Here is a 14,371-nt window from a genome sequence, read left to right as displayed (position 1 = left end):
CCCGGAATCTCCTGCCTTCAGGCAGGAGAGGAAGTCAACGGAAGGTGTCACCGTCCTTGCCGTAGTATCCGACCTCGCGTTCCAGGGCGTTGAGGTTGGCGCTCAGCGGAGCCGCCACCCCCTGGAACTCCGTCTCCAGGGCGGCGGGCAGGGTGTTCTCCCAGAAGTCCTGGATCTGTAGGGCCCGGTTGCGGGAGTTGCCGCGCAGGTCCTCCAGCATGCGGTCCAGGCGTTCGACCTCCTTGTCGGCCAGCTGGCACAGCGCCCGGTAGCTCGCGTGGGGTTCCACGGGCCTGCTCTCCACCCCCAGCGGCAGCTCCGCCATGAGCTGGGCGCAGAACTGGCCGGTGATGCCGTCCTCGCCGTTGAAGGCCCAGTGCTCGTAGGCCTGGAGCAGGCTGCCCCAGGAGGAGGTCCGTCCCAGCGGGGTCAGTCGCAGCGGCATGGTGACGCCGCCGCCGAGGGTGAAGCGGACCTCGTCGGGGGAGGTGGCGTCCCCGACCACGGTGGCCCGGCCGTTCCACAGGGCGTTGAGCAGCCGGTGCAGGATCTGGACGCGGTGCCGCTCGGTGGTGGCCAGGTAGCTGAAGTCGTAGCCCAGGCGCTGGCGCCAGAGCAGGTAGTCCTGCGGCTGCTGGTTGGTCAGCGCGTCGGACCACAGGCGCATCACCTCCCTGACCTCGGGGACCTCGGTGATGCCCATGGAGCTGCGGAACAGCACCACGCTCAGGCTCTCCGCGCTGACCGCGCGGAACTCGTAGGTGTGCCCGCCGCCGCTGGGCAGGTTGACCGACTCCCGCAGGTACTGCTCGATCCGCGGGTTGGCGGCGGGGGAGTGGTAGGTGATCAGGACCTTGAGCGGGCCGTTGCCCTGGGGCACGTAGCCGACCGGCAGCAGCGCGGCCACCTGGGCGCGGAACTGGGACAGGTCCTCGTCGGCGACGCTGCCGCCGCCCTGCTCGGCGGCCTGGGAGAGCAGGTCCGCCAGGCGGGGCAGCAGCGGGGACTGGGCCGGGCCCGTCTCCCGCAGGAAGCGCTTGATCGCGGACTTGAGGGTCTCCCTGAGGAAGCCCACCGCCTCGGCCGGGCCGCGGTCCAGGCAGACGTCGTAGGCCGTGCGCCAGCCCTGGCCGCCGACGACCGCCTGGACCAGTTCGGCGTCGGTGGGGGACACGTGCAGGCGTCCGGCCTCGTGCAGGGAGCGCGCCAGGTGGTCGCGGACCCGGACGAAGAAGGGTTCGAGGTCCCCGCCCGAAGGGGGCAGGAGGTAGGAGATGCCCGTGCGCGGGCGGTAGAGCTGCCGGGACAGCCGCTCGAAGCGGGCGCGGTCGGTGCGGGCGTGCTCGTCCAACTGCTGGGTGAACACGGCCAGGTCGTTGCGCAACTGGGTCGAGGTCCGGTTCCAGCGCGGGACCGTCGGAGCCCAGGACTCGCTCCAGACCACTCCGGTCTGCCAGTCGTACCACCGCTCCTGGTCCTGGCGTGCCTGGGCGGGCACCGGGTCGGTGTACCTGACCTTGACCACGCCGCCCAGGCGGTCCCGCATCTGCGGTATGGGCGGCGGCGCGGTCAGCCCCTCGGGGGGAGCGGGGGCGTTGCGGCGCTGCTGGAGGATGCCCAGGACGCCCAGCCGCCCCACCCTGTCGTTGTCGTGGGGGTCGCCCTCGATGACGCGCAGGGCGTGGAAGGGGTCCACTCTGCCCAGCAGCGCGCGCACGCCCGCCCGGTGGTCGAAGTTCTGGGCCATCTGGGGGATCTCCTGGCCGAGCCTGGTACGCAGGGCGTGGAGGCTGCGCTTCATCGAGTCGCTGCGGTCGTAGAGCGCGGCGGCGATCGCGTCGGCGCCCGTGACCGGCTGCGGCTCGGCGAAGTCGGTGCCCGCCCGGGCCAGGACCGGGTGGATGTTGGCCGCGGAGAAGAAGTCGTGGACCAGGCTCCCGGTCTGTTCGGCGCTGGTGTGCAACGGGGCCTGCATGTCCTCGACCGCCGAGCGCAGCAGGCGGGAGCCGATGATGTCGGAGAGTTCGTCCACCGGGACGGTCATGGACGCGACCAGCGCGGTGGACACCCCGCGGTTGCCGATCCCCGTCTCGGCGGAGGACTCGCGGTCGGCCTGGGTGTTGATGAAGCTGTCCGCGAAGGACTGGTGGTTCTCCTGCTTGGCGGACTCGGCCTCGGCGCGCCGGTCCATGTCGGTGCTGGCCAGCGAGAGCATCAGGGAGACCACAGACCGGTGCAGGTCGTCGCGGTCGGTCCCGGTGGGGCGGCTGAACAGGAAGGCCGTCTGCACGGTCGAGGGCATGATCTGGACGCGGCCCTCCACCGGGTAGTAGACGGCCGTGTCGTCCCTGCGGCGGGGCCCGGGCCGGACCTCGTTGACCAGTTCCAGGGAGGCCTCGCGGCCGTTCTGGTCGTCGACCAGGCGGAACATGTCCAGCAGGGCGCGTCCGGCGTTGAGCTTGGCGTTGCGTCCGCCGCCGAAGCCCTCGTCGAAGGCCGAGGGCATCAGGACCAGCGGGTAGATCTTCACGCGCAGCCCCGAGCGCTGGAAGGTGTGCGCGATCAGGTGCAGGTAGTCGTAGAAGATCCCGGTCCCGGTGCCCCCGGCCACGGAGAAGGAGACGAAGACGTCGCAGGACCTGGGCAGTGTGCCGCCCAGCGCGGCCAGGTCGCCCGCCGAGGTGGCGATGCGGTTGATGGCCTCGTGCAGCGGGGCCACCGCCGGGCCGGTCCCGGTGCGGAAGGTCTCGAACAGCGCCGCCCGCCCCACGGTGGGGAACTGCCCGGCGCCCTTGTCCAGCGGGGCCACCCGGGGCTCGCCGACCGCGGGCGGTAGCCAGTGGTCCACCGACTCGCTGGCGCTCAGGCGCAGGCTGCGCGCGGCCTCGGGGTAGGTGTGCACCTCCGGGACCAGGTCGCGGACGTAGTGGGCGGTGCGCTCGGCGGCGGCGTGGTGGTGGCGTCCGGGCACCACCCGCTCGGGCAGGCTGTCCAGCTCTCCCCGGTTGACGTCGGCGTAGACGAACTGCACGCAGGCGGGGAGCTGGTAGGGCAGGAGGTTCGCACCGGGGCGCAGCTGCTGGAACTCGGTCCCGTCGGGTCCGCACAGCTCCTCGCGCATGCGGCGTTCGAGCTCGGCGCCGATACGGCAGCCGGTACCGCCGAGGCCGACGTAGAGCAGCGGCTGGTAGAGCTTCATCGTCATGGGGTGTCGAAGGCCCTTCAGGCTGGTCGTTCTTCTGCGGGATGGGGGCGGGGGCGGGGAGCCGTTCAGTCGAGCCGGATCCCGGAGAGCGGGGGGCCCTCCTCGCGCGTGCCCGGTCCGGGCGCGGCCTGTGCCGGGTCCGGGTTCTGGCGGGGGCTCCTGCGGGGGCGCTGCTCGTCGCGGAAGGAGACGGTCAGGCCGTCGGTCAGGGGTTGGCTGTGACTGCCGAGGCGCAGGGTCTCGGCGCCGTGGGGCGTGCGCAGGCGCACACCGCCCCTGGGGTCGCGGGAGGCCCGGTAGACCGGTCCCGCGTCGGAGGCCCCGCCGTGTTCGAGGCGCGGCGCCGATCCCTGGGGGTCGCGGACGGTGAAGGCGAAGGAGGTGCTCCACCTGCTGGGGGCGCGCAGTTCCTGTTGGAGGGAGAGCGCGTTCCGGTGGAGTTCGACGACCAGGCCCTGCACGTTGCTGGCGGCCCGCCTCCTGTGCCACACCAGCCACGCCTGGAGCGCGGCGGCGACCAGGGCCAGGAGCAGCGCGAGCCAGGCCCACCAGTAGCGTTCGAGGACTCCCGGCGGGGTGCGCACGGTCACCGTGAGCGGCGCGGAGGTGGTCAGGACCGCGCCCTCGGCGTCCACGGCCTGCACGTGCAGGACCGCGCGGCCCAGGGCGGAGCCCTGTTCGAAGCGCACGGTGAAGTCGGCCCTGCTGGTACCGGGGCTGAAGGCGGTGGTGTCCTGCTCGATGGTGGCCAGGACCCCTTCGGGGGCCTGGAGGAGCAGTTCCACCTGTCCCTCCTGCGAGTCCTGGTTGTCGACGTCGAGGGTGCCGTCGATGTGGCTGCCGGCCCAGACCTCGTCGGGCGGGTCGTCGAAGCGCACGCCGGGTTGCAGGGCCGCCCCGCCGGGGTCGATGGTGTAGCGCAGTTCGCGCACGTCGTCGGGGACGCCGGGCCCCTGGACGCGGCTGGTGAAGAGCAGGGTGTCCGCCCCCTCGGGGACGGCGACCGTGCCCGCGTACTGGCCGTCCTGGGGGGTGGCGTCGGGGCCCTCGCCCCCGTCGTTCAGTTCGATGGACTCGGCGGTCTCGTCCGGGGTGGCGACCTCGGCCGAGAAGTCGAGTTCGGCGAGCGCCTCGGGGTCGGTGACGGGGCCGCGGCGGGTGCGGATGTCCACCCTGACCACGAGTTCCTGCCCGGAGTGGTCGGCGGGTTCGACGGTGAGGAAGGTGTTGACGCGGCCCTGCCACTGGACGGTGGCCGTCACCAGTTCCTCGGGGGTGCCGTCGGGGGAGGTGAGCCGCACCTGCCAGGTGCCGGGCAGGGGGTCGACGACGTGGAGCACCTCCACCGGGCCGTTCGCGCCGCTGAGACTGATCCGGGAGCCCTTGTGGTCGCCGCCGTCGGGGTCGACCGGGTCCCCCTCGGGGTCGGTGTACTCGACGCTGATCGCCGGGTTGTTCTTGGTGACCACGAGCGCGCCGTCGGTGGCGATGACCGGGATCGAGGCCGACAGGGTGGTGCTGCCGCCGCCGGAGAGGGTGTCGCTGTCGAGCCCGCCCGCCACGGAGCAGGAGGCGGCGGCCAGGGCCTCGCGCAGGGAGCGCACCACGTCGGCGGAGTCGTCGACCACGCGCGCGGTGGGCGTGGCCACCTCCAGGTCGTTGCACGTCTCCTGGGAGCCGCCCTCGGCGAACGCGTCGAGCTGGTCGCGGTCGATGGAGCTGCCGAAGCCCAGCGGCCAGACCTGCACGCCGTCCTCACGCGCGGTCTCCAGGTGCTCGTCGATCCTGGCCGCGGCGTTGTCGTCGCGGTCCTCGGGGCGCGCGCCCCAGTGGGGGCTGTCGCGCACGTCCAGTTCGCCGTCGGTGAGCAGGAAGACGATCCCGGTCGCGTCCTGCGGTGCCTCGGGTCCCTCCAGGTAGTGCAGGGCCGTGCCCAGAGCCTCGGCGTGGTCGGTGTCGTCGCCCTCGGAGGAGTCCCGCCGGTGCAGGTCCGAGACGCAGTCGGCCAGGTACTGGCGTCCCGACCCCTCGTCCACCAGGGTGGGGCGGCACACCTCCCGGGCCGCGATCTGGTCGGCCTGCCCGTTGTTGCTGCCGAAACCGACCACCGTCACCCGGGAGCCGGGGTCCAGGACGCTCTGCGCGATGGTGGAGGCCGCCCTGGTCTCCTGTTCGACGTCGTCCTCGCTCAGGGAGCCGGACTCGTCCACCAGGATCACGATGTCGAGGGGGGAGGCGGTCGTGGCCGCGTCCGCCCCGGACCGGGGCTCCGTCTCGGGCTGGTCCGTCTCCTCCGCGGCCCGGGGCGGGGACGCCGCGGCCGAGGCCGGGACGGGCGGCAGGAGGAAGAGGAGACAGGCCGAGGCGAGGGCCGCTCGCTTCCACGCCGTCGTCGCGCATGGGGTCAGTGCCACGCCACCTGGCCCTTCCTGTGTCTTGTTGTTTTCGGAAAAAGAGTGCGCGGGTGCGTTTGCGCACACCATCCGACCATTGTCCGAAAAGCGGACGGAGGGCTTACTGTACTGCTTTTCGGAAGGTGCTTCAACGGATTCTTGAACGTCCGTTGACCTCGGCTACGCGCGGTGGTGTTTCCACTTCTCTCGGACGGAGTTCGGGATGCTTCCTGGGGGTTTTGCGAAAGCGTGTGTTGCTGTGCGAGGTTTGTGTCTTGAGGGGGAGGAAATCTCCCCTGAGATCTTTGAGGACTTTTGTCCTTATCGGCGGTGGTGGGCCGCGCGTCAGGAGGGGTCGGGCGTCAGGAGGGGTCGGGCGTCAGGAGGGGTCGGGCGTCAGGAGGGGCCGGACTTCCTCAGCAGATAGGTGACCTGCTCACCCAGGTCAGGGGAGAGGGCCCTGCCCCGGCTGTTGGTCTGCTCGGGGTCGACGACCCCCACAGCCGCGGCCAACTCGCGTGCGTGCAGGTCGTAGCAGGACTCGACGAGGTCGGCCAGCGAGGCGATCGCGGTCCGCGCCCGCTGGTGGGCGACCGCGCCGGTCACGGCCCCGGCCGCTGCGAGCAGCAGGAGCAGCCAGGGGTCCCAGGGCGGTTCGGGGAGCCGGGACAGGGGCCCCGCGCCCCAGGCCACGGCGACCAGGTGCAGCGCGCACACGCCCGCCGCGGCGAGGTAGAGCGCGCCCCAGCCGCCCAGGGCACGGGCTTGGGCGAAGGAGTCCTGTGCCCGTCCGACGTCCTCCCGGGCGCCCTCGGGCAGGAGCAGGAGCAGGCGGGGCCAGGTCCAGTACACGTCCAGCCCGTGCGCATCGCGCACCCTGACTGTCAGCGAGGCCATCCTGTCGGCCATCCAGGTGCGCCGCGTGGGTTCGGTGAGCGAGACGCGGTGGCTGCGGTCCGGGTCCCGCCCGCCGGCCGCGGCCGCCTCGCGCGCCCTCTCCGTTCCGGCCCTGCGCCTGGCCGCGTGCCAGCGGCGCCTGCGCCACCGGGGGTTCCAGAAGACGAGCGGGGACAGCACGCTCTCACCCAGCCACCAGCGCCCGCACCAGGCGCCGAGCAGTTGGACGACCAGTCCCGGGAGGAGGCCCAGGAGCAGGACCGCCGCGAGCAGGACCACGGTGACGGCCACGGTAGGCGTGCCCAGCAGCGACCGGGCGTCGGCGGCCAGCTCCGCCAGGCGCGCGGGGTCGACCAGGTCCGCCGGGGCCAGCAGCGCGCTGGCGGCGAACGCGGCGAGGAAGAGCACACCGGGCAGGGCCAGGTGCGTCCACCAGTGCTCGGCTGCCCTCTTGCCGATCTCGACCAGCAGGGGGTTCACCGGTCAGGTCCCCTTCGTGCGCAGTCGCAGGGGCCTGTCCGCGACGGCGCAGTGGCCGCCCGCCGCGCCCGGCTCCCCGGCGCCCCTGATGCGGGAGCAGGGGGCGGCCAGGGGGCACACCTCGCGGACGGCGGGCGCGGGGCCGGGGCCCACCCCGGGCAGGCCGCCCACCGGCTCCTGGGGGTCGCGGCCCGGGCCCGGACCGACGAACGCGTTGCGGAAGAAGGCGTCACCGGGGTCCAGCAGCGGCCCCAACCGGTCCTCCAGGGCCCGGAGGGCCCTGTGGGAGAGGCGGCCCCGTTCCGCGACCTGGGCCACGAGTGCGTCCAGGTCGTCCCGGAGGCCCTCGTCCACCGCGGCGTCCTCGTACGCGGATCTCCTCCGACACAGGTGTTCGGCGGCCGCCCTGCTGTCGGTGAGGGGGGCGGGGGAGGCCTGCTGCGCGTGTTCTTCGGAGGTCACGTTCCCAGCTTAGGAAGGAAACGGGGAACGCGGAGAGGGAACGTCTATTTTATGCTTCTTGTTCTATTTGTGATTTTTGAGCTTTTTGAAGTGTTGTGGTGCGGAAGAAACGTGTGATCCGTCATCGGAGGGAATCTGTCGGTTCCGTCCGATCACCACCAGAACCGTTCGGTGGTACGGGCCAGGCGGGTCTCCTCGTGGTCGGGCCCCAGGATCCGTTCCAGGGCGCGGACCAGCCGCGCGTAGAACTGCCCGGCCTCCCTCCTGCGGGGGACCGCGCCCGGGAGGGTCTTCCCGGGAGGGAAGACCTCCTCGCTGCTGCGGCGCAGGGCGATGGCGCTCCGGCGCAGACGTCCGGCCCACTCGGGGCGGTCGCCGGCCGCCTGCCAGGCCTCCAACAGGGAGTCCACGGCCGCGACCGCGGTGTTCGACGCGGTGAGGAACACCGGGAGGTCGTGGACGGGCGGGCGGACGCTGTCGTGGATCCAGACCGTGCTGTCGAGACCGTCGGGGCTGTCCTCGATCCGGATCAGCGACAGGCCCTCCAGGTTGCGCAGGATGCCTCCGATGCCCTTCGCCGCCCTCGCCGTTCGGGGCAGCTGCCTGTCCAGGTGCCTTCGGACGGTGGACGTGGTGAGCAGACGCAGGGGGACGTCGGTGTGCCCGAAGAGCCGGATCATGAGGAGCAGGGGCATCGAGCTGAGGTAGGGCACCCGGCTGTTCCTGACCAGGGACAGGTGGACCGCTTCCTGGACGGGGGCGGCGGTGCTGTCCCCCTTCCCCTGGAGGTATTCCAGGGGGGCCAGCCCCTCCGCGACGACGGTGGACGCCGCCAGGGACAGGGCGAGCGGGTGGTGGCCGAAGTAGTCGGCCAGTATCCCGATCCCCGCGGAGGAGCTGAAGGCGGGGGTGCCGAAGAAGCGCTGCGAGAGGTACTCGACGGCCTCCTCCCGGGCGAACCCGCCCACCTCGACCACGGCGTGCTTCGGGACCGCCCCGCCGAGGACGTCGCGGCGTCGGCTGGTGGCCAGGACCCGTCCGCGGCGGCTTCTCAGCGGGAGGAAGCCGAGGAGGTCGCCCGGGTGCTCCAGACCGTCGAGGACGAGCAGCCACGGCCGGGGCGTCTCCGCGAGCCAGTCGAAGAACTCGAGGGCCAGGGCACGGGTTGCGCCGGGAGTCGCCGGGAGCGGTCTCCCGCCGTGCGAGGAGGACGGGTCGGCAAGGGACGACGCGGCCCGGGCGCAGGCGTCCAGGACGGTGTCGATGTGCGAGCCGTCCACCCACAGCACCAGGTCGGCTCTTCCCTCTTCCACCGCTCTGGTGGCGTGGTCGGCGGCGAGCAGGGTCTTTCCCGTTCCCCCCTCGCCTGCCAGGAGCAGGGTGTGGCCCTCCGCCAGCGAGTCCAGGCGGCCTCTGAGGTCCGGGCGCGGGATGAAACGCCTGGGTTTGGGTGGTATCTCTCCGAGAACGACCGATTCCCGGGGCCCGGACGCGGGCTGCTTCGAGCGGGTGAGGCGGTAGTCCAGCAGCTTCAGGGGCCCAACCTTCAACCCCACCAGCATGTCCCAGTCCGGTCGTGTGCTGCTCCCCGACGGTTCTCCCCGGCGCGCGGACGGCACCCGGCCCGACTCCTTCGACGGAACAGGGACGACGGGCGCCCCCCGCTCCGTGGCCGCCACCGACCTGGCCGCCCTCGGGTCCAGCAGGCGCAGGGTGTCGGGGTTGACCCACGCGAACGGTGCGCTCTCCGGGTCGGTGAAGCGGTCCCCGCCCCCGCCGACGAGGTAGGCGGGGAAGCGCGCGCCGTTTGCGTCCGCCTGCCTGCGCACACCGTCCGACAACGCGTCGAGCAGCCGTGCGGTCCTCTGGGCGGTGGAGCGGGGCAGCACGGACCTGAGCGCCTCCGCGGCGCCCTCCACGAAGGCGTACAGGCCCTGCTCGTGGTCCACCGGACGCAGGAGACCGCTGAGCAGCACCTCGGCCAGCACCCCGGAGTCCGCGTCGCGCAGGACCTCGTGCTGGATCATCCGCATGACGGGCAGGGCCGGGGTGGACAGCGCCGTATGCGCCGCCAGCGCGACGGCACCGGGGGAGGCGGCGCTCTGGAACCTGTGGACCCGCTGGCGCACCGTCAGCGGCTGCTCGTAGGAGACCGGGGCGGGGGCCGTGCGCGGAGCCCGCTCGCTCACATACGTCACCGCTGCCGGGACCGCGCGGTTTCCCGAGCCCACGAGTTCGGCCCAGTCACCGAACCAGCGCGGCGCGCAGCGCAGGACGGGGACGGGCACGCTGTCGGACGCGGGTCCGGGGGCCCCGGGGGCGAGGGCCAGCCGCAGTTCGGTGTTGGGCGCCCCCGGCCGCGCGCCCGTGGCCAGGGAGGGCAGGACCGGAGCGCCGGTGCGCCGCCACTGCGCCTCAGCCAGGGGCTGCACGACGGCGGTGGGACCGTGCCGCGCCAGCAGGTGCAGCACGGCTCCCGCCAGCCCGGACCACCAGTGCGGTCCGGAGCAGTCGCTCAGGACCAGGACGGCCCGGCGGGCGGAGGGGTCGACCGCGGTGGCCGCGTCCCGGGGCGGGTCGTGCGGTGTCGGCGCCACACCCAGTTCCGTGCCCGAGGACGCGGAACCGCGTACGAGGTAGCCCATGCGCACGTCGCGGAACACCCCCATGCCGTGCAGCAGGGTGTGGAGCTCCTCGGCCAGGGGGCGCCACAGTCCCATGCTCGGCCCGGTGTCCACGATGAGGAGCAGGTTCAGCCAGCGCTCCTGCCCGGGCACCAGCACGGGCGCCCACGGGCAGGGGTCCGCCGGACGCCGGTCGGCGACGCGGTGGGCGGTGGCCTCCTCGTCCAGGACCTCGGCTGCGGCCGTGGGGACCCGCAGGTTGAGCGGGCGCAGCGCACGCTGCAAGGCCAGGGGTCTGTCGATCATGGGCGGGACGGGCACCCGCGTGCCGGTGGCGGCGGAGCCCCTCCCCGCTCCGGGGGCGGGCGGGAAGTGCAGGGCCAGGAGGCGTTCGGCTGTGTCGGCGATCCCGTCGTCGTGGGGGAGGGCGCCGGGCGCCTCCTGGGCCCGGGAAGCGTCGTGGTCCTCCGCCGTCCCCGGGGGCCTCCCCGCCTCCACAGGAGGCAGGTCGCGCGCGTTCGGCCGCGACGCGGGCGCGGAGGCGCCGGTTCGGTCCGGTCGCTCTGGTCGCTCGTGCCTCTCGCGGGGCGCGACCTCCGGGGGCGGTCGGAGGGGCGGTGCCGGGGCGGACTCCTCCGGGCCGGCGGGGGCGAGGGCTGGTCGGCCGGTGTGGGCACCCAGCCACAGCACCTCGGCGATCTCCAGGGGTGTGGGTCCGCCGAGTTCGGAGGGCGGCGCCTCGTGCAGCAGCGAGTACAGGAGTCGGTCGTGGTGCACCGGGCTCAGTCCTGGCCGTTGAGGGGCCGCATCAGCTTCCTGGCCAGCGCCTCCCTCGGCATGGAGGGGTCCCCGACCGTGTGCCAGCGCATGTAGGCGGCGTTGAGGAGCTGGTCGGTGGCCAGCACACCACCGCCCCGGTGCGCGGCGAGGAAGTCCTCGGCGAGCGCGTCGATCTGGTCGTGCAGGTGCGGGGGGAGGCCCTGGAGGTGCTGGTGCACGATGGCGGCGAGTTCCCCGGGTTCCTCGGGAAGGCGCAGTTCCAGCTTGACGCAGCGGCGCAGGAAGGCCGGGGGGAACGCGCGTTCGCCGTTGCTGGTCATGACGACCAGGGGGAAGGCGCGGCACTGGACCCGGCCGGAGCGGATGGTCGCGGACGCGGAGCCGTCGGCGGTCAGCACCTCGACGCCGGGGGCGGACCGTGAGCCGGGGCCGTCCGCCTCCGCGGACCTTCGGCCGCTCCCTCCGGAGTCCCGTGTGCCCTGACCCTGTCCCCGCCCGCCCTTCGCCCCCTTCGCGGGCGCCCCCGTGCCGGAGGCGCGCACGCGCATCAGCTCGGGGATCTCGTAGGAACCCCTCTCGAAGACGGTGAGCAGGTCGTTGGGCAGGTCGATGTCGCTCTTGTCGATCTCGTCGATGAGAAGCACCCGCGGCTTCTCGAAGGGCAGCAGCGCCGTTCCCAGCGGGCCCAGGCGGATGTGGTCCCCGACGTCCTCCTCCGGCGCATGGCCGCCGCTCCCCTCCCGGGCCCCGCCCGCACGGCTCGCCGAGTACAGGCGGCCGAGGGGGTCGTAGCGGTACAGGCCGTCGCGCAGGGTCACCCGGCTCGTGATGGGCCAGTACAGCAGAGGCCCGAGCCGGAGCTCGTGGGCGACCGCCTCGGCCAGGGCCGACTTGCCCGCCCCGGGCGGGCCGGTGACCAGCAGGGGGCGGCGCAGGTAGAGGGCGGTGTTGACCTGTTCGACGGCCTCCTCCGAGGCGAGGTAGGAGACCGCCGCGTGGGGTTCGTCCTCGCGCTCGGGGTGGGGCAGGGGCGGGCCCCCGTCGAAGGCGCGCCACGGGGGAGGGTCCGGAAGCCCCCTGAACTCGTGGGGTTTCCGGGTGCCCCGGAAGATTCTCCAGTCCGTCACGTCGGGTCCTCGCTTCCCATGTACATGGGCGGTTCGGTGTTGCGGCCGATACGGCCGGGGTCGTTCACGACCAGGGAGAGCTCGTGACCGCAGTGGTCCTCGCCCTCCTCGCCCAGTGCCTGCCTGCGCACGTGCCGGACCCTGTCCGCGAGCTTGTCGAACGGTGTCCCCTCGACCAGGTGCCTGAGCTGCCCCGCCCGGCGCGCGCCGGAGCAGTCGTCGTGGTCGTCGTGGTCGCAGGCCCGGCGCGGCAGGAGCATGATCGGCACACCGGCGTCCAGGGCGCCCTCGATCTGCGGGATCCGGGCGAGGGTGGAGTGGACCAGTGCCTGCTTGTCGGCGCGGGCGTTGAGCCTGCGCTTGGTCGTCACGCGGTCGGTGGTCCCGACGCAGGCGAGGACCTGCGCACCGGCCTTGCCCCGGGCCTGGAGGACGTTCCACCGTTCCCTGAGGGCAGCGTTCCTGTGGAAGGCGTTCCCGGCGTCGTCGGAGGAGGGCTGCGCCCCCTGGAACAGGGTCATGTGCAGTTCCGAGGCCGAGACCACCACCGGGTAGCGGTCGGTGATCTGCTGGAAGGAGGTGAGGTTCCACAGTTCGAATCCGGTGTGGAACAGCGGGACCGGGACCACGAACTCGAAGAGCGTGTTCGCGTCGTGCCTGTCGTAGCCCAGGAGCAGCGCGTTCAGGCGAGGCTCGACCGAGCCCCGCAACTCGTCCTCGGGCACCTCGGCCAGCTCCAGGGACGTGCCGGGCACGCCCTCGTCCTCGCGCCGCAGGGTGACGGTGTAGGTGTCGTCGTACAGCAGCCTGTGCGCGGTCACGGTGACGTAGGAGGGGGCTTCGGGGTCGGCGGACCCCGCGCCGCAGTACTCCTCCAGCCACGTGCGCAGCCCGTCTCCGCGGTCGGGCGCGAGACTGGCGTGGACCCGCCGCAGGAACGTGCCCAGATCGCCTTCGCGGTCGCCGGACATGCCCTTCTCGGCGGTGTGGCGGACCCACTGCCAGGGCGTGGCGGGCGCGACGTCGGCGGGGTCGTGCTGGAAGCGGGGGAAGCAGAGTCCGTGGACCCCGCGGAAGTCGACCTCGTCGCCGAGCCCGGTGACGATCCGGCGCAGTCTCCTGCGGGCGTCCGGGGTGAACCAGCCCAGGTCGATGTGGTCGTCGATCTCCTCCCACACGCGGCCGATCGCCGACAGGGGGATCATCGTGCCGCTGCGGCCCCTGACACGCCGGTCCCCGGTGCTGATCATGCCGACGACGTGCCGGTCGTCCTCCTCCCAGCCCCGCCACCACGCTCCGGTGAGGTAGGCGCCCGCGCCGCTGTACCCGTGGCTGATCGTCCCCGGATCGTCGGGGGCGAGTGTGACCTGCCACCTGTCCTGGGTGAGGTGCCTGTCCTGCCTGGTGAACAGGTCCAGCACGGCCCCGTCGTGGTCGTTGAAGACCGGTTCCGGAGACGGGCCGTCCGGGGACGTCCCCCCGGCCGCCGACGTGGGAAAACCCAGAGCGGCCACCTCGATCCTGCCGTGCCCGGTGCCGGTGGCCCCGGCGGCGGGCCCGACGCCGGGGGGCAGGAGCGCGTGGGGAGAGGCCAGGAGGGCGGGGCGGATGCCGGTGTCCTCGTCCAGCTCCAGGACGGCGACGTCGGGCTCCCCGCCGCGCCAGTTCGCGCGCACCGCGATCCGGGCGAACCGGTGGACGCCGTTCCTGCCGGGGAGGGGGAAGCACACGTGCACGTCCGTCTCCTCGCCGAGCCCCTCCAGGTTGTGGGCACAGGTGACCACGTGGCGGGAGCCGACGAGGAACGCCGCGCCCAACGGCGCCTCGACCTCCTCTCCGTCCCTCTCCACCATGACGGACAGGCGGGCGCGCCAGCAGAAGCCGGACGTCGGGCCGGACATCACACGGCCTCCGTCGTCCGCCCGCTCCGTCCGCCCGGGGCGGACACGTCGCGAGGACCGTCGGACGGGCCGGGGGCAGAGGCCACCCGACCGGTGCGGTGTCGGTCCGGTCCTGTCACGGGGCCTCCTGGCGGCTGTGCTGTACGGGGGAGGAGCAGAGCGCGGGGTCACATGCAAGCACACCGCCACACCGGATGTGGGCGGTTGGCGGAAACCGCCGCCAAGCGGTGACCAGCCCGGTGCGCGGCCCCTTGTTCCGTATCTCTCGGACGGGAGGCCCCGGATCCCGCGCTTTCGCAACCCGGGGCCGGTGACAGGTACCGGAGGTCGCGTCCCGGACCGGAGACACGTGCGCCGGGCGCGGCGACCGGTACCGGCGCGCTGCTCCGGAGGGGTGGGCGCGGAGGGGCGGGAACGGAGCCCGTGTCGCTCACGCGTGGCGGAGCGCGGGCACCGAGAATCGAAGGGCGCCGGGTGGTCGCCCCGTGCGTCCGAGTGGTCA

General features: G+C 73.1%; 7 protein-coding genes. All 7 read right to left on the bottom strand.

The features are described 5' to 3' along the window. Nucleotides 1-34: 34 nt before the first annotated feature. Nucleotides 35-3,205: a tubulin-like doman-containing protein gene (locus FYW99_RS13750; protein ID WP_150252444.1), complete on the bottom strand. Its 3,171-nt coding sequence runs from the start codon at nucleotides 3,203-3,205 to the stop codon at nucleotides 35-37. Between the two features lie 65 nt (nucleotides 3,206-3,270). After that, nucleotides 3,271-5,619, bottom strand: coding sequence for a vWA domain-containing protein (locus tag FYW99_RS13745; protein ID WP_190394655.1), 2,349 nt, complete (start codon nucleotides 5,617-5,619; stop codon nucleotides 3,271-3,273). A 375-nt stretch (nucleotides 5,620-5,994) separates the two neighbouring features. Further along, nucleotides 5,995-6,975 carry a hypothetical protein gene (locus FYW99_RS13740; protein ID WP_150252442.1) on the bottom strand — a complete coding sequence of 327 codons (981 nt, stop codon included), beginning with the start codon at nucleotides 6,973-6,975 and terminating at the stop codon, nucleotides 5,995-5,997. A gap of 3 nt (nucleotides 6,976-6,978) precedes the next feature. Next, complete coding sequence (locus FYW99_RS31765) at nucleotides 6,979-7,437, bottom strand: hypothetical protein (protein WP_190394654.1); 459 nt, start codon at nucleotides 7,435-7,437, stop codon at nucleotides 6,979-6,981. Between the two features lie 152 nt (nucleotides 7,438-7,589). Further along, a complete protein-coding gene (locus tag FYW99_RS13730) occupies nucleotides 7,590-10,838 on the bottom strand; it encodes an SAV_2336 N-terminal domain-related protein (RefSeq protein ID WP_150252440.1) in 3,249 nt (1,082 codons plus the stop codon). A gap of 5 nt (nucleotides 10,839-10,843) precedes the next feature. Next, nucleotides 10,844-11,968 carry an AAA family ATPase gene (locus FYW99_RS13725; RefSeq protein ID WP_150252439.1) on the bottom strand — a complete coding sequence of 375 codons (1,125 nt, stop codon included), beginning with the start codon at nucleotides 11,966-11,968 and terminating at the stop codon, nucleotides 10,844-10,846. Beyond that, entirely contained in the window at nucleotides 11,965-13,869 is a 1,905-nt protein-coding gene (locus FYW99_RS13720; RefSeq protein ID WP_150252438.1) for a VMAP-C domain-containing protein, read from the bottom strand. The genes FYW99_RS13725 and FYW99_RS13720 overlap by 4 nt, the downstream gene beginning before the upstream one ends. Nucleotides 13,870-14,371: the final 502 nt, after the last annotated feature.

Origin of the sequence: Nocardiopsis deserti, from assembly GCF_008638355.1 — a bacterium.
GTDB classification, from domain to species: Bacteria; Actinomycetota; Actinomycetes; order Streptosporangiales; family Streptosporangiaceae; genus Nocardiopsis; species Nocardiopsis alborubida.
Note: the sequence above shows the minus strand (reverse complement) of the source record. Positions and strands in the feature narration are given on the sequence as shown.